Source organism: Solwaraspora sp. WMMA2080, assembly GCF_027497395.1.
GTDB lineage: Bacteria > Actinomycetota > Actinomycetes > Mycobacteriales > Micromonosporaceae > Micromonospora_E.
On the sequence record NZ_CP114910.1, the window covers coordinates 1,300,025 to 1,319,662 of the forward strand.

Consider the following 19,638-nt stretch of genomic DNA (forward strand, 5'->3'; position numbering starts at 1 on the left):
CGGGCAGTACGACGTCCCCGGCCCGCCACCGAAGGAGACGACCGTGTCGGTAGGCCTTCCCCCCATCCCCGAACTCGGCGACGACCACCTGCCGCACGACCCGGGCGGACCTCGGCTCACCATGCTGCTCGTCGAGGAGCACCGCCGGATCGAGCAGCTCTGCGAGCGGCTCGACGCGGCGGCCGACCCGGACCGGCGGCGCCAGATCGCGGACGTGCTGGTCGCCGTGGTGAGCCGGCATCTGTCGGCCGAGGAGCAGTACCTGTACCCGGCTGTGCGGACCGCCCTGCCCGACGGAGACCCGCTGGCCGACCGGGGCATCGCGACGGACCGCCCGCTGCGGAACGTGCTCAGCTCATCCGACGTGGCGGCGGCCGGGGTACCGGCCGGGATCGCCTCCGCCTGGCGGCACCACCGTACGGTCGTCGAGCAGGAGCTGCTGCCACGGCTACGGGCGGCGGCGACCGACGAGGAGCTCATCCGGCTGGGCAACCGCGCGGAGACAGCCGAGGAGGCCGCCCCGACCCGGCCGCATCCCGACGCCCCGCAGCGGCCGCCGTGGAATCGGGTGGTGGACCCGGCGCTGGGGGTGCTGGACAAGGCCTGGGATCTGCTGTCCGGCCGTACTACCTATCCCGAGGATCTGACGACGACGCCGGTCGATCGCGATAGCTAGTCCGTAATATCCGTTCAGTTCTGTTTCATATTGATGTCGGAGAACGTTTCCCCCATCGAAGGTCTTCCCGTCGATCCCGTTCTGGTCCTACCGTCACGTTATGAACCTGGAGCTGCGGCACCTGCGGGTGGTCTGCGCCATCGCGGAGACGGGAAGCGTCACCAAGGCGGCCTCCATGTTGGGGTTGGCGCAGCCCGCGCTCACCGCGCAACTACAACGGATCGAACGGACCCTCGGCGGGCCCTTGTTCGAGCGCGACCGGCGGGGTGCCCGACCGACCGCGCTGGGCGAACTGGTCCTGGCCCGGGCCCGGGTGCTGCTGCCGGCGATGAAAGGGCTGCAGGACGAAGCAGCCCGACTGGCCGGCACAGGCAGCGTGATGAGCAGGTTCCGGCTCGGCGGGGTCAACAGCCCGATCCTGGGTGGCCTGGTGCACCGGCTCGCCGCCGACCAGCCGCAGGCGCAGATCAGCACCTACGCCTCCTGGTACGTCGACGAGCTCGCCCGGATGGTGCTCAGCGGCCGGCTGGACTACGCGCTCACCGGGGTGTGCGGCGACGCCACCCCGTCGGCCGAGTTCGGACTGGCGTGGCGGGCGGTCGCCGTCGACGCGATCTTCGTCTTGTTGCCGGAGTCCCACCCGCTGGCGCACCGTCAGGAGATCGAGCTCGGCATGCTCGCCGACGAACAGTGGGTCGCGGCGCCCGGCGACGGATGCTTCGGCGACTGCTTCGCCGCCGCCTGTGCCCGGTCCGGGTTCACTCCCCGCAAAATGTACGAGACCGACATCCGCGGCTGCGTCGACCTGGTCGAGTCTGGCGAGGCGATCGCCCTGTGCCAGGCGACGTTCCGGCCGATCAGTGGGCTGGTGACCCGACCGCTGGCCGGTGCGCCGCTGCGGTGGCGGCTGCTGCTGGGCTGGCACCCGGACGCGACCGCCGCCGCCCTCGCCGACCGGGTGTTCACCCACGCCACCACGGCGTACACCGACTCCCTGGCACGTAACCCGCAGTATCTCGGCTGGCTCGCAGACAACCCCGGTTTCGGGGCGCAGAGCCTGGCCGGGATCCCGGTCGCGGACGGCTGACCGGGCCGACCAGCCCCGCCCCTGCCGGCCCCGCTCCGCCCTACCGGTCGCTGTGACGGTATGAGCCAGCTGGTATCTGCCTGCTGACATAGACCGCCATTAAGTTGACAGCAGCTCGACGTTCCCCCGATCACCGACATCCGGGTCCCGACGGCACACCACGACCGGCGGACCATCCGGGCCCGGCCCGTCGGCGTCGGAAACGTCGGGTTGCCATGTGCCTCCGGCCGGCTCAGCCAGGCGATCCCTGGCCGCCCACCGGAGTCACTTCCGTTCGATCGTCAGGGGAGCAAATGAGACGAGCACTGATCGCGGCCACCGCGGCCGCTATCCTGCCACTGGGCGCGGCCGGTCTGGCCGCGATGCCCGCGATGGCAGCACCCAGCGCCGGTCCGGTCACCCAGCCGGCCGCCGACGCGGCCGCACCCGGGATGCTTGCCGCGATGCAGCGCGACCTGGGGCTGACCGCGGACCAGGCGCGGACCCGGATCGCCAAGGAAGCCAGCGCCAACAAGAAGGAAGCGATGCTGCGCGCCACCCTCGGCGCCGACTTCGGTGGGGCATGGCTGTCCCCCGACGGCGGCACCCTGACCGTGGCTGTCACCGACCCGGCCCAGGCCGAAGCGGTGACCGCAGCCGGGGCGAAGGCCAAGCTGGTCGACCGCAGCGCGGCCGAACTCGACCGGGTCAAGGCCAAGCTCGACCGCACTGCGGCGAAGGCGCCGGCGACCGCCGTCGCCGGCTGGTACGTCGACGTGGCCACCAACACCGTGGTGGTGCTGGCCCGCGGCAACGCCACGGTCGCCGAGAGCTTCGTCGCCGGCAGCGGCGCCGCAGCGGACGCGGTACGGATCGTGCGCACCGACGAGACCCCGACCACCCTGTACGACGTCCGGGGCGGCGACGCCTACTACATGGGCGGCCGCTGCTCGGTCGGCTTCTCGGTGACCGGCGGGTTCGTCACCGCCGGGCACTGCGGCAGCGTGGGCACCGCCACCCAGGGCTACAACCAGGTGTCGCAGGGCACCTTCCGCGGGTCGTCGTTCCCCGGCAACGACTACGCCTGGGTGCAGACCAACTCGAACTGGACGCCGCAGCCGTGGGTGAACAACTACAGCGGCGGCAACGTCACGGTCGCCGGCTCGGCCGAGGCGGCGGTCGGCGCGTCGATCTGCCGGTCCGGGTCCACCACCGGCTGGCGCTGCGGCACCATCCAGGCCAAGAACTCGACGGTGAACTACCCGCAGGGGCGGGTGTCCGGCCTGACCCGGACCAACGCCTGCGCCGAGCCCGGTGACTCCGGCGGCTCATGGCTGTCCGGCCAGCAGGCCCAGGGTGTCACCTCCGGCGGCTCGGGCAACTGCTCGACCGGCGGCACCACCTACTTCCAGCCGGTCAACGAGATCCTCTCGGTGTACGGCCTGACGCTGCGCACCAGCGGTGGCGGCAACCCGCCGCCGACCACCCCGCCGCCGGGCAGCGGTACCTGCAGCGGGTACCAGAACACCTACACCGGGTCGCTCTCCTCCGGCGGCACCCAGATCCAGCCCAACGGCAGCTACTTCACCGCCGGCTCCGGCACCCACCGGGCCTGCCTGGACGGGCCGACCAGCCGTGACTTCGACCTCTACCTGCAGCGCTGGAGCGGCAGCGGGTGGGTGAGCGTGGCCAGCGGCACCAGCCCCGGTCCGGACGAGACGCTGACCTACAGTGGCTCCGCCGGCTACTACCGGTACGTGGTCCACGCGTACAGCGGTTCGGGCAGCTACTCGCTCGGCATCACCCGGCCGTAGCCGTTTGTCTCCCGGCCGGGCCGGTCGGGCCGGGAGACTGAGGCTGCCAGGTCCGCGACCGGCGGCGGGTACCGATTCCCGGTACCCGCCGCCGGGGCGGGTCGTGTCGTCCCGCACGGGTGCAGGTGGTGACCGGTCAACCGGCCGTGTCCGCGTCGGCCCGCAGCGGATCGTGCCCCAGATCCAGCAGCGCCCGCCGCCACCGGTCGTCCGCCGCGCCCGTCGGCGGGCGGCGGGCGAGCAGGTCCCGGATCCCCTCGACGACCTGCGCCATCACCTGCCGGTCCGGTTCGGTCAGATCCACCCGCCGTTTGCCCAGCACCGCCAGTACGGCACCACCGGGCTGGGGTAGGTCGACGCCGGGGCCGACGAACGCCCGTTCACCGGACGCCTCGGTCAGCAGCCAGTCACGCAACTGTTCCGAACTAATGTTCACGTACGCGTGGAACTCGTTCCACAACTGATCAGTGCCGGTGTCGGTTCGACGGTGCGCCGCCATCGACAACCTCCTCACTACGACGGTCAGTCGGGGGGCTCGGTGCTACTCACCGGGTCGTCGCGGTCGGCCCGGGTCTGCGTACCGGCCGGTTCCGGACGCACATCGGTGTCCGCCAGGACGGCGCCGGGTCCGGTCCCAGTGTCGAGAGGGCTGTTGCGGGCCAGCAGTTCGTCGGTCTTCGCGGACTTCTCACGCTGTTCCTCAGGTTGGCTCATCGTCGTCATCTCCGTTCGTCTGCCGAGCGGCGGGGGCCCGGTCGGATCGGCACCCACCCGGTGGGTTCACCAGCCGGCGCCTGCCGGCGCCGGATCCCGGTCGGCGGCGCTGTCGACGTCGAACCGCAGGCCACCGTCCCGCGCGTCGACGGTGACCCGTTGCCCCGCCGCCAACGTGCCGTCGAGCAGCAACCGGGACAGTTGGTTGTCGACCTCCCGCTGGATCGTCCGACGCATCGGCCGCGCGCCGAACTCCGGCTGGTATCCGGCTCCGGCTATCCAGTCGGCCGCCGCGTCGGTGACCTCCACCGCGATGTCCTGGGCGTGCAGCCGCCGGCGGGTCTCCTCCAGCAGCAGGTCGGTGATCTGGCGCAGCTGCTGCGAGGCCAGTTGCCGGAAGATGATGATCTCGTCGATCCGGTTGAGGAACTCCGGACGGAAGTCCTCCTGCAGCCGGCGCAGCAGGCGCTCGCGCAGGTCGTCGTCGGGACTGTCGCCGTCCACCCCACCGAAGCCGACACTGCGGCCGCCGCCGGTGATCAGCTCCGAGCCGAGGTTGCTCGTCATGATCAGAACCACGTTGCGGAAGTTGACAGTCCGGCCCTGACTGTCGGTCAGCCGGCCGTCGTCGATCAGCTGCAGCAGGACGTTGAACACGTCGGCGTGCGCCTTCTCGATCTCGTCGAGCAGCACCACCGCGTACGGTCGTCGGCGAACCGCCTCGGTGAGCTGGCCCGCCTCCTCGTAGCCGACGTACCCGGGCGGTGCCCCGACCAGCCGACTGACGGTGTGCCGTTCCTGGAATTCACTCATGTCGAGGCGGACCATCCGGTCAGCGTCACCGAACAGGGCCGCCGCGAGGGCCCGGGCCAACTCGGTCTTGCCGACGCCGGTGGGTCCGAGGAACAGGAAACTGCCGACCGGCCGGTCCGGGTCGCCCAGCCCGGCCCGCGAGCGCCGGACCGCCTCGGCGACCGCGGTGACCGCATCGTCCTGACCGACCACCCGTTGGTGCAGTTCGCCCTCCAGCCGCAGCAACCGGTCCCGCTCCTCCTCGGTGAGCTGACTGACCGGGATGCCGGTGGCCCGGGAGACCACCTCGGCGATCTCCTCGATGCTGACCTGGGGAACCCCGGCGCTGTCCGGGCTGCGGGCCGTCTCGATCAGCCGTTGCACCTGCGTCAGCTGGTCCCGCAGGTCGGACGCCCGTTCGTACTGTTCGTCGGCGACCGCCTGGGCCTTGTCCCGGTGCAGCTGCTCGAGCTGCCGTTCCAGGTCCCGAACGTCGGCCGCCGGTGTGCGGGTGCGCAGCCGGACCCGGGCCCCGGCCTGGTCGATCAGGTCGATCGCCTTGTCCGGCAGGAACCGGTCGCTGATGTAGCGGTCGGCGAGTTCCGCCGCCGACAGCAACGCGTCGTCGGTGAACCGCACCTGGTGATGCGCCTCGTAGCGGTCCCGCAGACCGTGCAGGATCGCGATGGTGTCCGCCACGGTCGGCTCGGGCACCAGGACCGGCTGGAACCGCCGGGCCAATGCGGCGTCCTTTTCGATGTTGCGCCGGTACTCGTCCAAAGTAGTCGCACCGACCACCCGCAACTGACCCCGGGACAACGCGGGTTTCAGCATGTTGCTGGCGTCCATCGACCCTTCGGCGCCGCCGCCGCCCGCCCCGACCAGGGTGTGCAGCTCGTCGAGGAAGACGATGAGGTCGTCGCCGTGGCTACGGATCTCGTCAATGACCTTCTTCAGCCGTTCCTCGAAGTCGCCGCGGTACCGGGTACCGGCGACCAGCCCGGCGAGGTCCAGCTGCACCACCCGCTTGCCGATCAGCGTCTGTGGTACGTCCCCGTCGACAATGCGCTGCGCCAGTCCCTCAACGATCGCAGTCTTGCCGACCCCGGCCTCCCCGATCAGCACCGGGTTGTTCTTGGTTCGCCGGGACAGGATCTCCACCGCCTGCTCGATCTCCTCACCCCGGCCGACGACCGGGTCGATCGCGCCCTGGGCGGCGAGTTCGGTCAGATCCTGCCCGTACTGGTCGAGGGTCGGGGTCCCACGGGCCGTCCGCGGTTTGGCCGCACCGCCGCGTTCCGCGCTGGCGTTCTGCAGCGACCGGGGTTCGACGTGGCCGGCCGCCAGCATCCGGCCAGCGGCAGACTCCGGATTGACCGCCAGCGCCATCAGCACGTGCTCGGGTCCGATGTAGGTCGCGCCGGTGGCCCGGGAAAGCTGATGCGCGTCCAGCAGGGCACGTTTCGCCGCCGGGGTCAGCGAGAGGTTCGCCGGCACCTCGCCCCGGCCGGCCGCCGGTCCGCCCAGCTCAGCGAGCAGCCCGTTCGGGTCGGCCCCGGCCCGGCGGACCAACTCCCGTAGCGGTTGACGCTGCAACGCCGCCCAGAGCAGGTGATCGGTGTCCAGGTCACTGGTGCCGGCCTGGGCCGCCCGGCGGGCGGCGGCGGTCAGCAGGTCACGGGCGTCGCCGCTCATCAGCCGGGTGATGTCGACCCGGTGCACCGGCAGCCGGGGCTCACCGCCGGTGAGAAACCGGGCCAGCAGGTCCTCCCAGGGATCGGTGCCGAGCCCTCCCGGGCCGTACGGTCCGTCACTCATCTGCGCCCCCTCGCCGTTACGCCCCGCCGGCTGTGAACCGGACTGTGGCTACCCGGGCCGCCCCGGGCCAAACGTCCCCGCCGTCCGGGACCACCACCGCACCGCGTTTGAGGTACCGGCGCGTGGGTCGGGACAGGCGCGCTCAACCGGTGCCGGGTCCACGGCCGCGGATGCTGGCAGGCTTGGGCGGATGCGGACTTTGCTGATCGTGGACGGCGCGAACGTGGTCGGCTCCCGACCCGACGGCTGGTGGCGCGACCGGATGGCGGCGGCCGTCCGGCTGCGCGATCAGCTGGTCGACGTCGCCGGCCGGGGGCTGCCCGAGCTGACCGGCCCGCTGGAGGTGGTCCTGGTGGTCGAGGGGGCGGCCCGCGGTCTGCCGCCGGCCGGCGGGGTACGGATCGGCGCGGCTCTCGGGTCGGGAGACGATCTGATCGTCGAGATCGCCGCCGAGGGCGGACCAGACCGGCGGGTGGTGGTCGTCACGGCCGACCGCCGATTGCGGGACCGAGTCACCGACGTGGGCGCGCAGGTTCGCGGGCCTCGATGGCTGACCAGGCAGCTGACCGGTCCGGTGTCGGAATTCTGACCGGTATTCAGACTGAATACCTGATCCGCTGCCGGCAGTTGCCCAGGTCGCACCGGTCAAGCACCGATGACCGCGCGTCCGTCGCGGACCAGCCCATCTGCGGGACCGGACAGCCGGGCAGCAATCACCCACCAGCGGTAAGCTCTAATAGAACCTTCCAGCCCCTTGAGGAGGTTTCACCCGTGGCGAGTGTCGCCGAGGTCAAGTCCGCCATCGAAGCCGCGATCATGCAGGTGTCGGAGGGCCAGGCTGCCGTCCAGGCAGCCAGCGAAAAGATCGCCGAGGCGCAGCAGAGCTTGGCGGCGGCCTTCGAAGGCAGCGGCCACGAGGCGGTCGGAGCGGCCCAGGCCGCGCTGTTCCAGGCCAGCTCCGAGCTCGAGGAGTGCCTCGCCGCCACGCTCGCCGCCGTCGAACAGGCGCAGACGTACTCCGCGACGCTGTAGTCACCAATGTCCCTCGCCGAGAATCTCGCCGCCCGGGTCCGGGCGGCCGCCGACGACCTGCCGGTGGGCCAGCTCGCGGTCGCGGTGCAGCGGCTGCGCGCCGCGACCGAGTTGCTCATCTGGGTCCGCCAGGAGTCGGCGGACCCGCTGGCGGTGCCGCAGCTCACCGGCGCGACCGAACACGCGGAGCAGACCGGCCACGCGATGCGGGTGGCTGCGCAGTCGGTGGACGACTACCTGGCTGCGATCGGCTTCGGCGCCGGCCCGGCGGCGGGGGGCGACAGCGGGTGGCGGGCGGCACTGGACGGCGACCAGGAACCGACGGCGGCACCGGGCGGGCGGGCGGGTGCGCCCGCCGCGCCCGAGCTCGGCAACTGGTGGGCCGCCCGGGTCGCGGAGCTGACCGACCGGGAGTCCGCCGGGGTCTGGCCAGGGCCGGACGCCGCCACCGACACGACCCGGCCGGCCGCCGCCACCGACACCCCCGAACTGCTGCGCAGGGTCGCGACGGCGGTCCGTCGGGAGGACCGGGCCGGACTGCACCGCGACCTCGCCGCAGTGGCCGCGCCGACCGGGCTGAATCTCGCCGCGATCACCCCACCGCTGCTGCACCGCCTCGCCGGAGACCTGCTGGACCACGAGCCGCAGGCCGAGGACCTGCGTCAGCTCGCCTCCGCCACCACCCGACGGGTACGCGAGCTGCTCCCCGGCATGCCGGATCCGGTGCTGCAGACCCTGCTCGCCCGGATCTGCCGGGTGCCGGCCGACGAGCGGCGCGACGACGGTCGCCGGGCCGACGGTGACCAGGCCGGGCAGCCCCCGGATCCGCCGCATCCGGCCGACTCGGCCGTCGCCGGAGCGGTACTCACCGGCGTACTGCTGCGGCTGCTCGACCGCGAGCCGCAGACGCTGCGCCCGGAGCAGCCCCGACCGCTGCGGGGGCGCGATGCCTGACGCGCGGGCCGATCTGGTAGCCGCGGTCCGCCGGGCGCTCGGGCATGCCCGGGCGGCGGCCCGCAACCGACTTGACGACGTCGAACAGGACATCGCCGCGGCGCAACAACAGCTCAACCGGGTACGACTGGCAGCCGAGCAGGTGCCGCACCGAGCCGCAGTGCACCGCGACCGCCGGCTCGCCGACCTCGCCGAGCAGTACCGCGACCAGATAACGGTCGTCACCCGGGGAGCCGTCGCGGCAGTGGACCGGGCGGCACCGGGAGCCGCCGCCGCCGACTGGGCCCGGTGGCATCCCGCCCCGGCGGCACGCACGGAATCACCGGGATCGTGCCGGATCGGCCTGACCGGGCTGGCCGGGCTGGCCGGGGGTGCCGCCGTACCCGCGCTCGTCGCGGTCCTGGACCACGGCCACGTGGCGCTGGACGGCGCCGACCGAGCGGGGTGTGACGCCGTGCTGTCCGCGCTACTGCTGCGGATCCTCGGCCGTACCGCGCCCGGCGCCGTCCGACTGACCGGCTACGACCCGGAACAGCTCGGTGGCGGCCTCGCCGGTTTCGCCCCGCTGGCCGGACCCGGCCTGCTCACCTTCGCCGGCCCCGGTGGGCTGAGCCGGCACCTGGACGACCTGGTCGACCACATCCGCCGGATCAACGAGACGGTGCTGGCCGGAGAGTTCCGGACGCTGAGCGAACTGGCGACAGCCACCGGCCGACGGCCCGAGCCGTGGCGGATCGCCGTCCTGCTGGGCGGGCCCGGGGAGGAGCTGTCCCGGCACGAACGGGCTCAGCTGGACCGGATCACCCGCGCCGGTGCCGCCTGCGGCGTCCATCTGATCGTCCGCGGTGTCGGGCTCAGCGCCGCGCCCACCGTGACCACCGTGTCGGTCTCCGGCGGCACGGCCCGGGTCAGCGGCTATCCGCAGTTGCCGGTACGGATCGACCCGCCACCGCCGGCTGAGTTGGTCACCCGTACCTGCCGGGAGATCGCCGCTGCGGTCGCCGCCGGCCCGGTCCCGGCGGTGTTCAGCGATCTGCTGCCCGAACAGGAATGGACCGAGGACGCCACCGCCGGGCTGACCGCGCCGGTCGGCGACAGCCCACAGGGTCGGCCGGTGACGGTGACGCTGAGCGACTATCCGCCGCACGCGCTGATCGGTGGGCCATCCGGCACCGGCAAGACCAACCTGATCTACGCCTGGATCGGTGCCCTGGCCGCCCGCTACTCCCCGACCGAGCTGGAGTTCTACCTGCTGGATTTCAAGGAGGGGGTGTCCTTCGCCCGGTTCGCGCCGGGCCGGCGGGATCCGAGCTTCCTGCCACATGTCCGGCTGGTCGGGGTGAACGTCAACACCGACCGGGAGTTCGGCCTGGCGATGCTGCACTTCCTGGGTGCGCAACTGCGGCAGCGGGCCGACGCCGCCAAACGCCACGAGGTGACGAAGCTGGCGGAGTTGCGCGCCGAGGACCCACAGGGCCGGTGGCCGCGCATCGTGGCGGTGATCGACGAGTTCCAGGTGCTGCTCGCCGGCAACGACGCACTGGCCACCGAGGCCGCGACGTTGCTGGAGGACCTGGCCCGGCGTGGCCGGTCACAGGGCATCCACCTGATCCTGGCGTCCCAGGACGTCTCCGGTATCCAGGCGTTATGGGGGCGTACCGCGCTGATCGCCCAGTTCGCACTACGGATCGCGCTACCGAAGGCGCGCCGCGTCCTGCCGGAGACCAACACCGCGGCGGAGTCACTGCCCCGCCACCACGCCGTGGTCAACGCCGAGTCCGGGGCGATGGAGGCCAACCAGGTCGTCCGGGTTCCGCCCGCCAGCGACCGGGACACCTGGCAGGAACTGCAACACCGACTGTGGCGACGACGGTCCGCCGACCTGCCCCCGCCGCGGCTGTTCGACGGCGACGTGGTACCCCGGCTGGCCGAGGCGCCGGACTACCAGGCGCTCATCGCCGACAGCGACGGACCGCGGGTACCGGTGGCGTTGCTCGGCGAGACGATCGACGTGCTGGCCCGCTCCGCCCGGCTCGGCCTGGCCCGGGCGCCCGGACGCAATCTCGCGGTACTGGGCACCCGGGTGGACGAGGCGTGCGCCCTGCTCGACGCGGGTGCCCGGTCCCTGGCCCGGCAGTACCCGCCCGGCGCGGCGCGGTTCGACATCGCCTGTCTGGACCCGGACGCGGAAGCCGCCGCCCGCCGGCTACACGCGGCGTTACCGGCCGGCACCGGACTGTACGACTTGGATACCGTCGGCGGGCTGCTCGCGGACACCGCTGACCGGCTCTCCGGTGACGTGCTGGACGGTCCGGTCCGCCCACACTTCCTGGTGCTGTACGCGGTCGACGCCGCCGCCGGACGGCTGGCGGCGAAGTTCGCCGGCCGCTCCGGCCTGGACCGGCTCCGCCGGGTGCTGCACCTCGGGCCCGAGCGACACACCCATGTGCTGGGCTGGTGGCGCGGTGTGGCGCGGATGCGTGACGACCTCGGCGGGATTGGCTCACGGACCGACCAGATCGGCGCCTGGGTGGCGTTGGACGTGCACGGCTCCGACCTCGGACCGCCGCTGTACCCCCGGGCCGGCGGCCCGGCGTGGTATCCCCGGCCGTGGCGGGCGCTGTTCTTCGACCGGGCCGTGCACCGCAGCGCCGAGGTCATCATCCCGTACGGGCTGACCTGATGGATGCCTCCTACCCCGAGCTGATGCGCCGGCTCGCCGAACTCGCCGCCGCGCTGCAGAACCGCCGGAACGAAGCGCAGCAGTGGTACGCGCAACGGTGCGACGGCGCGCAGGCCGCGGTGGCCGAGGTGGAGACCGACCTGGCGGAGCTGCACCAACTCCACGAGCAGGCAAGCCGGGAGCTGGCGGACGTCGACCGGGCGGCCGCCGACATCTGGACCGAGGTCGGTCACCGGTTCGGGCCGTTGGCCGGACGGCTTGGTGGCCTTCCGGCACCACTGCCGCCGCCCCCTGGTACCGCCGTTGACGACGATCCGGAGCACTGGCTGGCGGCCGCCCGCGCCCTGGTCGAGCGGTCCGGCGACGTGGGTCCCCTGTCCCGAGCGGCATATCCGGTGCTGGCGCTGTTCGGCGCCGCCGGAGCCGTCGCCGCGTTCGGGTTGTCCACTGCCGCGCGGTGGGCCGGGCAGCGCTACGGCGGCGACCTGGCGGTCGGGATGCCGGTGATCGCGCTCGTCGTCACCCTGGTCGGTCCGCTACTCGGGCTGGTGCCGGCGAAGGCGCTGGCCGACCGCTGGCATGCCGAGCTCGACCTGCGTACCGTGTCGATCGTCCTGGTCGCCGGCCTGGCGGCGACCGCCGTCCTGCTGACGGGGCTGGGCTGACCCGCCCGGGCCGATGGTGGATCAGCCGACGACCGCGACCGCTTCGCGCAGCAGACGGCGGGCCAGCACCAGTTGGTCGGCGGTGGTGTCCAGTCCTGGCAGGTCGCCGACCCGGACACCGGCGGTGTCCAGCACCGCCCGCAGGGCGGGGACGCACCTGCCCGGAAAGTTCACCGTACGGTCGAAGATCTGCAGGGTGACCCGCTCGTCCGACTGCGAGGTGAGCCGCCAGCGCAATCCGGGTCGGCGGCGGATGACGTCGTCGACGGTCAGCGTCCGGATCCGGTCCGCCTGCTGCAGTGGTGGCAATGGGGCCGGGCGCACCGCCGACCAGGCCCGGCGGCGCATAGGCGCCGCGACCTGGTCCGGCTCGACAGAGGCCAACCAGTCACGCAGTACCGCCACCGTCGCGGTCAGCTCCGAGGTGATCCCGGCGGGTTCGCACGGGTCGGCGCCGAACGGCAGCGACGTGCGCAGCTGCGGCTCGGTGACGGCGAGCTCGAGCAGCGCCTCGACCAGCGAGTACCGGGTGAACGCGCGAATCCCGACGGTGAGGTGGATCGAGCTCTCCTGCTGCGCGGTGGCACTGTGCAGCCAGCCTCGAGGCAGGTAGAGGGCATCGCCGGGGCCGAGCACGACGTCCAGCGCAGGTGCGGCCTCGGACCGGGCAACCACCTCATCGGCCCGACCCGACCAGGTCTGCTGGGGCAGCGGATCGGTCAGTACCGGTTCGTGCACCCGCCACCGCTTGCGACCCTCGGTCTGCAGCACGAACACGTCGTGGGTGTCGTAGTGGGTGGCGAATCCACGGCTGCCAGCCGGTGTGAGGTAGGCGTTCGTCTGCAACGGCTGGCCCAGTGTGGTGGACAGCTCGCCGATGAACGAGATGATCGGTGGCCAGAGCCGGTGCAGGCCCTGCAGGACCAGGGTGGCACCGTCCGCATACAGATCCAACACCCGCTCGTCGAGCACCTGGTCGTCGATCTCGGCGCCGGCGCCGGCGCTGCCGGTGTAGGTCCGTTCCGCGAAGACCTCACCGTCCCGGGCCACCCGGAGGAACGGCGTACGCAGGCCGTGCTGGCTCAGCAGCTGGTCGGCTGCGGGGCCGTCGAGCAGATCGGTGAAGCCGGCGGGGCCGGCCAGGTCGACAGCGCGCGACAGCAGCGGTCTACGCCCCCAGTAGACATCGGCGAACGTCGTCGGATCCACCGCAACGCACCGGGTCAGCGCCGCCGGGCGGCGGGACGCGCCCGCACCGCCCGGCGAGCCCGGTGACGCGGCGATCTGCGGCGGGTCGGTAAGTCCGTGCCCGCCGGTGCAGCCGGCACCACGTGTCGCGGTGGGCAGCCGAGTCAACGCCGGTTCGCCCCGCCGTCGGCACCACCGTCGCGCCCAGCCGGATTCGCCCCACCATCAGCCGGGCCCTCCTGCGCCTTCGGACCAGCGCCGCCGTCGGCACCACCGTCGCGCCCAGCCGGATTCGCCCCACCATCAGCCGGGCCGTGACCCGTCGCGGGCCCGGTGCTGCGGATGTCGTCGTCGTCAAGTGTCATGACTGCCCCCTGCGGGTCGGTCGGCACGCGCCGGCGGCGCCGGCGCGCTCCTGCCTGCGGGTGGTACCCGAGGCGGATCGTCACTAACCTCGGGTAAACGCGGGGCCGGCCGGATTACAGCTCCTGGTACGGCGCGCAGCTGTCCCGCACGACCAGCTCGGTGGCGAGCTCCACCCGCGGCGTCTCCAGCGCTTCCCCTTGCGCCAGACGCAGTACTGTCCGCGCCGCCAGCAGCCCCATCTCGGCCAGCGGCTGGCGCACCGTGGTCAGCGGTGGCGACGACCACTGCACCTCGGGCAGGTCGTCGAAGCCGACCACGCTGACGTCGTCCGGAACCCGCAGGCCGCGTTGCCGCAGGGCTTCGAATGCGCCGAGGGCCATCTGGTCGCTGGACGCGAAGATCGCACTCGGTGGTTCGTCGAGGTCGAACAACGCGGCCGCGCCAGCGAAGCCCGACTCGTGGTAGAAGTCGCCGGGGACGACGTACTCGGGGCGCAGCGGGATCTCAGCCGCCTCCAACGCGGCCCGGTAGCCGTCGAGCCGGGCCCGGCTGCACAGCAGCCGGGGCGGACCGGCGATGAAGCCGATCCTGCGGTGTCCCAGGGAGATGAGGTGTTCCGTCGCTCGCAGTCCGCCGGCCCAGTTGGTCGCCCCGATAGTGGGGATGTCCAGGCTCGGCACGCCGGCCGGGTCGACCAGTACCATCGGTACGTTCAGCCGTCGCAGCTCGGTGTGTAATGGCGGAGCGAGTTCACTGGTGACCAGGATTACACCGTCAGTGGCCCGGGTCCGCAGGTTCTGCAGCCACTGCCGGGTCGCCGCGGACCGACGGTGGATGGCGGAGACGACGGTTCCGACCCCGGCGGCGTGCGCGACATCCTCCACGCCGCGGATTATCTCCACGGCCCACGGGCTGTCCAGATCGTTGAAGACCAGGTCGATCAGGCTGGCACCGGCGCGGGACCGGGTCGCCCGCCGTCGGTAGCCGTGCCGACGCAGGAGCTCCTCGACCCGTTCACGGGTCTGCGGGGCGACGTCGTTGCGCCCGTTGAGCACCCGTGACACGGTCGGCACGGAGACACCGGCTTCCTGGGCGATCGCGGTGATCGTGATCCTGCGTCCTTCATCGACCGTCACGGCAGCAACTCCTTCGTCGAGGCTTCAGCGTACGGCCGAACCTTCCGCCAGTCGGTCCGGCTCCGAACGCCGAGTCCGGGCCCCATCTTGCCGCAGTTGGAAAACGCTTGGCATCGACCCGGCCGGCAGTGTGTCGCACATGCCGGCGACCGAGTCGGCCGCGCCACCGACCGGAACTTTCCGGAACCGCCCGGGCGGCGGTTGCCTGAACGGCGGCCGGACGGGACACATCCGGCTGCCACGATGCGGGAGCATACCCGGACACTGCCAGCAAACTGTGGACTGCCAGATCTCGACGAAGCCGCAAGTTTCCGGAAACATGTCGGAGAACAGGCGCGACGGTCCGGCGACGCCGGTACTGGACTGGCGCGGCGCGATCGACAGGAGGCTGCCGGTGAGCGGCACGAACCATGCCCTGGACGAGGCCCTCGATCGGTCAGCGCCGTGGCGCGATCTCACCCTACCGGTGGAGGAACGGGTGTTCGACCTGCTTAGTCGGATGTCGCTGACGGAGAAGATCGCACAGCTGTACAGCTACTGGCGGGGCGCCAATGCCTCGATCGACGACATGGCCCCGCTGCAGCATGATCTGGTCGACGAGTCAGTTGACTGGGCCGACCTGCTGCACACCGGCTTGGGGCAGTTGACCCGCCCGTTCGGCACCACGGCGGTGACTCCGGCCGACGGTGCCCGGGCGCTGCACCGGCTGCAGGCCGAGATCGTCGCCGGCAACCGCTTCGGTATTCCCGCGCTGATCCACGAAGAGTGCCTGACCGGGTTCATGACCTGGGGCGCCACCGTGTACCCGACCCCACTGGCCTGGGGTGCCAGCTTCGACCCTGACCTGGTGACACAGATGGCGCGTCGGATCGGGCAGGACATGCGGTCGGTCGGGGTGCACCAGGGACTCGCCCCGGTGCTCGACGTGGTCAGGGACCCCCGTTGGGGTCGTACCGAGGAGACTATCGGCGAGGATCCGTACCTGGTCGCCACGATCGGCACCGCATACGTGCGTGGGCTCGAATCGGCCGGGGTGGTGGCCACCCTCAAGCACTTCGCCGGTTACTCGGCCTCCCGGGCCGGGCGCAACTTCGCGCCGGTGTCGGTCGGCCCGCGAGAGTTCGCCGACGTCCTGCTCCCACCGTTCGAGATGGCCGTCCGCGACGGTGGCGCTCGATCGGTGATGCACTCGTACGCGGAGGTGGACGGCGTACCGGCGGCGGCAGACGGCGGTCTGCTCACCGATCTGCTCCGTGGCCGCTGGGGGTTCACCGGCACCGTGGTCGCGGACTACTTCGGTGTGTCGTTCCTGGAGCTGCTGCACCGGGTGGCCGACGGTCCCACCACCGCCGCCGCTCTGGCGCTCAGCGCCGGGGTCGACGTCGAACTGCCGGCGGTACGGTGCTACGGAGCCCCGCTTGTCGAGGCAGTCCGGCAGGGTGCCGTGCCGGAGTCGGTGGTCGATCGGGCCGTCACCCGCGTCCTGCGGCAGAAATGTGAGCTGGGGTTGCTCGACCCGGACTGGGATCCGGTGCCACCGGCACTGGCCGGGGCGGACCACCCGAGCGAGGCGGGCGGGCCGTCCGCTGGGCCGGGTATCGACCTGGACCCGCCGGTGAATCGGGACCTGGCCCGGCGGCTGGCCGAGGAATCGGTGGTCCTGCTGGCCAACGACACCGTCCTCCCGCTGCCCGAGCAGGGGCGGGTAGCGGTGGTCGGACCGCTGGCCGACTCAGTCAACGGGCTGCTGGGCTGCTACACGTTCCCCAGCCACGTCGGTACCGTCCCGGCCGACGCCGGTGACCAACTCCCGATGGGGACCGTCCTGGCCGCGCTGCGGGCCGAGCTGCCTGCAGCGGCCATCGAGCACGTCACCACCGGCCCGGTGGACGGGCAGGACACTCCGGGCATCGTGGTGGCCGCAGACGCTGCGGCGCGGGCCGACGTCTGTGTCGCGGTGGTTGGGGACCGGGCCGGGCTGTTCGGCGCCGGAACCTCCGGCGAGGGCTGCGACGCCACCGACCTGGAACTGCCCGGACGGCAGGGTGAGTTGATCGAGGCGTTGGTCGCCACCGGCACCCCGGTGGTACTGGTGCTGCTGACCGGACGCCCGTACGCGCTCGGCCGGTACGCCGACCGGCTGGCCGGGGTGGTGCAGGCGTTCTTCCCCGGTGCCGAGGGGGGCCGCGCGGTCGCCGGTGTGCTCAGCGGCCGGGTCTGCCCGTCCGGCAGGTTGCCGATCGGGGTTCCTCGGCAGGCCGGCGGCCAGCCGACCAGCTATCTCAGCCCGCTGCTGGGACACCGGACCGAGGTGAGCAATGTCGATCCCGGTCCGCTGTACCCGTTCGGTCATGGCCTGTCGTACACCTCGTTCGAGTGGTCGACGCCGCTGGTCGACGGGGTCGAGCACGACCGGGGTGCGGCTCCGGCGCAGATCGGCACCGACGGCACGCTGCGGATCCGACTGCGGGTACGCAACACCGGTGACCGCGCGGGCAGCGAGATCGTCCAGCTGTACCTGCACGACCCGGTGGCGCAGGTCACCCGACCGGTGATCCGGCTGGTCGGGTACGCCCGGGTGCTGTTGCAGGCTGGCCAGGCGCGCTGGGTCGAGTTCGACTTCTCCGCCGACCTGTCGTGTTTCACCGGGCGGGACGGGCGCCGGGTCGTCGAGCCCGGCGATCTGGAGCTGCGGCTGGCCGCGTCGAGCACCGACGTCCGCCACCGGGTCGCGGTCCGGCTGGTCGGCGCCCAGCGGCAGGTCGACCACCGACGCCGGCTGGCCACCGAGGTGACCGTACGGTGACGGGGGTGCCGCTGCCCGCTGCGGTGCGGGCAGCGGCGTCAGTCGCTCAGCAGGTCACGCAGTTCGACCGGTACGGTGGCCAGCACGTCGTCCCACTCGCCGGAGCTGACGTGCCGTCGAAGCACCCGGCTGACCGTCCGGATCACCTGCTCGGCGCCGCCCTCGACGTCGAACGGGAAGTCCCGGCGCACCCGGGCGACGAACTCGGCACGGTCCAGCTTCGTCGGAGCCGAGGTGGCGTCCCAGCCCTCGTAGTACAGCCCGCGGACCAGCAGCGGCAGTTGCGCCGCGAGCTGCACCACCTCGGCCAGTGGTAGCCGGTCGCGCAACGTGTGCAGCACGGCGGCGAGCGCCGAATAGGACTGTTGGCGGCGCTGCGCCGGCCAGCCGAGTTCGTGCTCGATCTCGCTGAGCAACCGGTTGGTCTTGTCCACGGTGGCGTCAATGGCAGTCAGCTGGGCAGTCGTCATCTTCGTGCTCCCTCGTCGGTTCGTGGTGCCGGTGATCCGGGGGGCGCTCGTGATCCGCACGGTCCCGGTCAGGCCGCCCGCCGTTCCCGGGACTGCTTGCAGGTGACGCAGGTGGTGGCCGAGGGGTAGATCTCCAGCCGCTCCACCGGAATGGCTACGGCGCAGCCCTCGCAACGCCCGTAGTCGCCGGCGGCGAGACGGGCCAGGGCATGCTCGAACTGGGTGCGACGCTCCAGGATGGTACGGATCAAAGACTGGGCCGCGTCCCGCTCGGCGGTCTTCGTGCCGCTGTCGGCCTGGTCGTCGCCGGCGGTGTCGCCCCCTTCGACCAGCCGCAGCACCTGGCTCTGCGTCATCGCCTGCTCGTACTCAGCCGTCAACTCCTGGTACCGGCTGGTCAGCGCGGTGCGGATACGATCACTGTCGATGGTTCCCGGTACGCCGAGTCCCGGTCGCCGGTTCACGTCATGCGTCAGCATGCGCCCATCCCCCTTCAGATCGGTTACGGCGAGCCATGACCGGCTCGGACTCCGGCACCGGGTCGCCGCGAAGATCCGCCACTTACCCGTCGCCGACGGCCGGCAAACCCCGTCCAACCCCTGGCCAGCCACGCGGCCTCCGGGCCTCGCCGACGTCGATCGGGGCCGCCGGCAGTGCGGTCCCGGCAGTGCGGTCAGCCGGCGGTGTCGATGCTGATCCGGACGTCGTCGGCGAGCCGGTAGCCGACGCCGTACACGGTGGTGATCAGGGGCGAGTTGCCCACCTTGCCGCGGAGCCGGCGGATGTGCACGTCCACGGTACGCACCCCGGTGTGCTCGTAGCCCCATACCGCGGCGAGCAACTGCAACCGGGTGAAGACCCGGCGAGGGTTCTCCACCAGGTGCAGCAGGAGATCGAACTCGAGTCGGGTCAGCAGCAGCGGCTCGCCGTCCAACAGAACGGTCCGCGACGCGACCATGACGTGCAGTGCCGGCACGGCGACCGTGGTGGTCCGCCGTGACCGGGTGGCGGGGTCGGTGAACACCCCACCGGCCGCCGACGTCGGACCCGGCGCGTCGCGGCCGGCGCCGATCTGGTCGAGCGCCGCGCCGGGCTGCGCCCGGGTCGCGTCGACCGTCGGCATCTCCACCGTCGCCTCACCCCGTTCCACCAGCTCCCGGGCGGCCTCCAACAACCGGCGGGCGGACGACGAGAGCGCCTCCTCGCCGGCGGTGAGCGGAATCGACACGGTGACGGTCACGGTCGCCATCGCCGGGCCGGTCCCCCGCCGCGGCGCGGCGGGCGGACGGGCCGCACCAGACGGTGGCAAACCGGACCAGCCGGCGCGCGGCGAGGCAGGGCTGACCGACATGGTCCTCCTAGACAGTTCCGGCCGGAAGCGTGTATCCCGGCCGCCGGCTGGTGTCCGTACGCAACGGCAGCCGGCTGGGACGCGGCAGCCAGCACCGGACACAGGGG

Annotated in this window: 18 protein-coding genes; 9 read left to right on the top strand and 9 right to left on the bottom strand. The window is 72.2% G+C overall.

Going from position 1 to position 19,638, the window contains the following annotated elements:
* Positions 1–43 precede the first annotated feature (43 nt).
* The 3 genes from O7543_RS05825 to O7543_RS05835 all read left to right on the top strand — a co-directional run bounded on the left by O7543_RS05825 (position 44) and on the right by O7543_RS05835 (position 3,556).
* Positions 44–676, top strand: coding sequence for a hemerythrin domain-containing protein (locus O7543_RS05825; protein ID WP_281554793.1), 633 nt, complete (start codon positions 44–46; stop codon positions 674–676).
* A 100-nt stretch (positions 677–776) separates the two neighbouring features.
* Positions 777–1,763: a LysR family transcriptional regulator gene (locus O7543_RS05830; protein ID WP_281554792.1), complete on the top strand. Its 987-nt coding sequence runs from the start codon at positions 777–779 to the stop codon at positions 1,761–1,763.
* 293 nt (positions 1,764–2,056) lie between these two features.
* A complete protein-coding gene (locus O7543_RS05835; protein WP_281554791.1) occupies positions 2,057–3,556 on the top strand; it encodes a S1 family peptidase in 1,500 nt (499 codons plus the stop codon).
* Between the two features lie 136 nt (positions 3,557–3,692).
* On the opposite strand, the gene O7543_RS05840 is transcribed toward O7543_RS05835, so the two are convergent.
* From O7543_RS05840 to O7543_RS05850, 3 genes are all read right to left on the bottom strand, one after another.
* The gene (locus O7543_RS05840; RefSeq protein WP_281554790.1) at positions 3,693–4,055 is read right to left on the bottom strand and encodes a DUF3140 domain-containing protein; all 363 of its coding nucleotides are present in this window, start codon (positions 4,053–4,055) and stop codon (positions 3,693–3,695) included.
* A gap of 23 nt (positions 4,056–4,078) precedes the next feature.
* Complete coding sequence (locus tag O7543_RS05845; RefSeq protein WP_281554789.1) at positions 4,079–4,270, bottom strand: hypothetical protein; 192 nt, start codon at positions 4,268–4,270, stop codon at positions 4,079–4,081.
* Positions 4,271–4,336: 66 nt separating this feature from the next.
* Positions 4,337–6,880, bottom strand: a complete 2,544-nt coding sequence (locus O7543_RS05850; RefSeq protein ID WP_281554788.1) for an ATP-dependent Clp protease ATP-binding subunit — start codon at positions 6,878–6,880, stop codon at positions 4,337–4,339.
* Positions 6,881–7,070: 190 nt separating this feature from the next.
* Here O7543_RS05850 and O7543_RS05855 point away from each other — a divergent pair, with 190 nt between their 5' ends.
* From O7543_RS05855 to O7543_RS05875, 5 genes are all read left to right on the top strand, one after another.
* Positions 7,071–7,469: a hypothetical protein gene (locus O7543_RS05855; RefSeq protein WP_281554787.1), complete on the top strand. Its 399-nt coding sequence runs from the start codon at positions 7,071–7,073 to the stop codon at positions 7,467–7,469.
* A gap of 182 nt (positions 7,470–7,651) precedes the next feature.
* Complete coding sequence (locus tag O7543_RS05860) at positions 7,652–7,912, top strand: hypothetical protein (protein ID WP_278168988.1); 261 nt, start codon at positions 7,652–7,654, stop codon at positions 7,910–7,912.
* A gap of 6 nt (positions 7,913–7,918) precedes the next feature.
* Positions 7,919–8,866 carry a hypothetical protein gene (locus O7543_RS05865; RefSeq protein ID WP_281554786.1) on the top strand — a complete coding sequence of 316 codons (948 nt, stop codon included), beginning with the start codon at positions 7,919–7,921 and terminating at the stop codon, positions 8,864–8,866.
* Entirely contained in the window at positions 8,859–11,549 is a 2,691-nt protein-coding gene (locus tag O7543_RS05870; protein WP_281554785.1) for an FtsK/SpoIIIE domain-containing protein, read from the top strand. Before O7543_RS05865 ends, O7543_RS05870 begins: the two co-directional genes overlap by 8 nt.
* Positions 11,549–12,214: a hypothetical protein gene (locus O7543_RS05875; protein ID WP_281554784.1), complete on the top strand. Its 666-nt coding sequence runs from the start codon at positions 11,549–11,551 to the stop codon at positions 12,212–12,214. The genes O7543_RS05870 and O7543_RS05875 overlap by 1 nt, the downstream gene beginning before the upstream one ends.
* A gap of 21 nt (positions 12,215–12,235) precedes the next feature.
* Here O7543_RS05875 and O7543_RS05880 read toward each other — a convergent pair whose 3' ends face one another.
* The 3 genes from O7543_RS05880 to O7543_RS05890 form a co-directional block, all read right to left on the bottom strand.
* On the bottom strand, positions 12,236–13,498 hold the full coding sequence (locus O7543_RS05880; RefSeq protein ID WP_281555577.1) for a cupin domain-containing protein: 1,263 nt from the start codon (positions 13,496–13,498) through the stop codon (positions 12,236–12,238).
* A 68-nt stretch (positions 13,499–13,566) separates the two neighbouring features.
* A complete protein-coding gene (locus O7543_RS05885) occupies positions 13,567–13,767 on the bottom strand; it encodes a hypothetical protein (protein ID WP_281554783.1) in 201 nt (66 codons plus the stop codon).
* A 114-nt stretch (positions 13,768–13,881) separates the two neighbouring features.
* Positions 13,882–14,904, bottom strand: coding sequence for a LacI family DNA-binding transcriptional regulator (locus tag O7543_RS05890; protein WP_281554782.1), 1,023 nt, complete (start codon positions 14,902–14,904; stop codon positions 13,882–13,884).
* 394 nt (positions 14,905–15,298) lie between these two features.
* Between O7543_RS05890 and O7543_RS05895 the strand changes: the two genes are divergently transcribed.
* On the top strand, positions 15,299–17,710 hold the full coding sequence (locus O7543_RS05895; protein ID WP_281554781.1) for a glycoside hydrolase family 3 N-terminal domain-containing protein: 2,412 nt from the start codon (positions 15,299–15,301) through the stop codon (positions 17,708–17,710).
* 38 nt (positions 17,711–17,748) lie between these two features.
* Here the strand turns inward: O7543_RS05895 and O7543_RS05900 are convergent, their stop codons facing one another.
* The 3 genes from O7543_RS05900 to O7543_RS05910 all read right to left on the bottom strand — a co-directional run bounded on the left by O7543_RS05900 (position 17,749) and on the right by O7543_RS05910 (position 19,531).
* Entirely contained in the window at positions 17,749–18,180 is a 432-nt protein-coding gene (locus O7543_RS05900) for a DUF2267 domain-containing protein (RefSeq protein WP_281554780.1), read from the bottom strand.
* Positions 18,181–18,248: 68 nt separating this feature from the next.
* On the bottom strand, positions 18,249–18,659 hold the full coding sequence (locus O7543_RS05905) for a TraR/DksA C4-type zinc finger protein (protein WP_281554779.1): 411 nt from the start codon (positions 18,657–18,659) through the stop codon (positions 18,249–18,251).
* A gap of 194 nt (positions 18,660–18,853) precedes the next feature.
* The gene (locus O7543_RS05910; protein WP_281554778.1) at positions 18,854–19,531 is read right to left on the bottom strand and encodes a winged helix-turn-helix domain-containing protein; all 678 of its coding nucleotides are present in this window, start codon (positions 19,529–19,531) and stop codon (positions 18,854–18,856) included.
* Positions 19,532–19,638 lie beyond the last annotated feature (107 nt).

Bases quoted from the DNA above. Each gene is read 5' to 3' on its own strand.
- O7543_RS05885 (WP_281554783.1), bottom strand. From the start codon at position 13,767: ATGACACTTGACGACGACGACATCCGCAGCACCGGGCCCGCGACGGGT.
- O7543_RS05910 (WP_281554778.1), bottom strand. From the start codon at position 19,531: ATGTCGGTCAGCCCTGCCTCGCCGCGCGCCGGCTGGTCCGGTTTGCCA.
- O7543_RS05870 (WP_281554785.1), top strand. From the start codon at position 8,859: ATGCCTGACGCGCGGGCCGATCTGGTAGCCGCGGTCCGCCGGGCGCTC.
- O7543_RS05855 (WP_281554787.1), top strand. From the start codon at position 7,071: ATGCGGACTTTGCTGATCGTGGACGGCGCGAACGTGGTCGGCTCCCGA.
- O7543_RS05835 (WP_281554791.1), top strand. From the start codon at position 2,057: ATGAGACGAGCACTGATCGCGGCCACCGCGGCCGCTATCCTGCCACTG.
- O7543_RS05840 (WP_281554790.1), bottom strand. From the start codon at position 4,055: ATGGCGGCGCACCGTCGAACCGACACCGGCACTGATCAGTTGTGGAAC.
- O7543_RS05850 (WP_281554788.1), bottom strand. From the start codon at position 6,880: ATGAGTGACGGACCGTACGGCCCGGGAGGGCTCGGCACCGATCCCTGG.
- O7543_RS05845 (WP_281554789.1), bottom strand. From the start codon at position 4,270: ATGAGCCAACCTGAGGAACAGCGTGAGAAGTCCGCGAAGACCGACGAA.
- O7543_RS05875 (WP_281554784.1), top strand. From the start codon at position 11,549: ATGGATGCCTCCTACCCCGAGCTGATGCGCCGGCTCGCCGAACTCGCC.
- O7543_RS05905 (WP_281554779.1), bottom strand. From the start codon at position 18,659: ATGCTGACGCATGACGTGAACCGGCGACCGGGACTCGGCGTACCGGGA.
- O7543_RS05830 (WP_281554792.1), top strand. From the start codon at position 777: ATGAACCTGGAGCTGCGGCACCTGCGGGTGGTCTGCGCCATCGCGGAG.
- O7543_RS05900 (WP_281554780.1), bottom strand. From the start codon at position 18,180: ATGACGACTGCCCAGCTGACTGCCATTGACGCCACCGTGGACAAGACC.
- O7543_RS05865 (WP_281554786.1), top strand. From the start codon at position 7,919: ATGTCCCTCGCCGAGAATCTCGCCGCCCGGGTCCGGGCGGCCGCCGAC.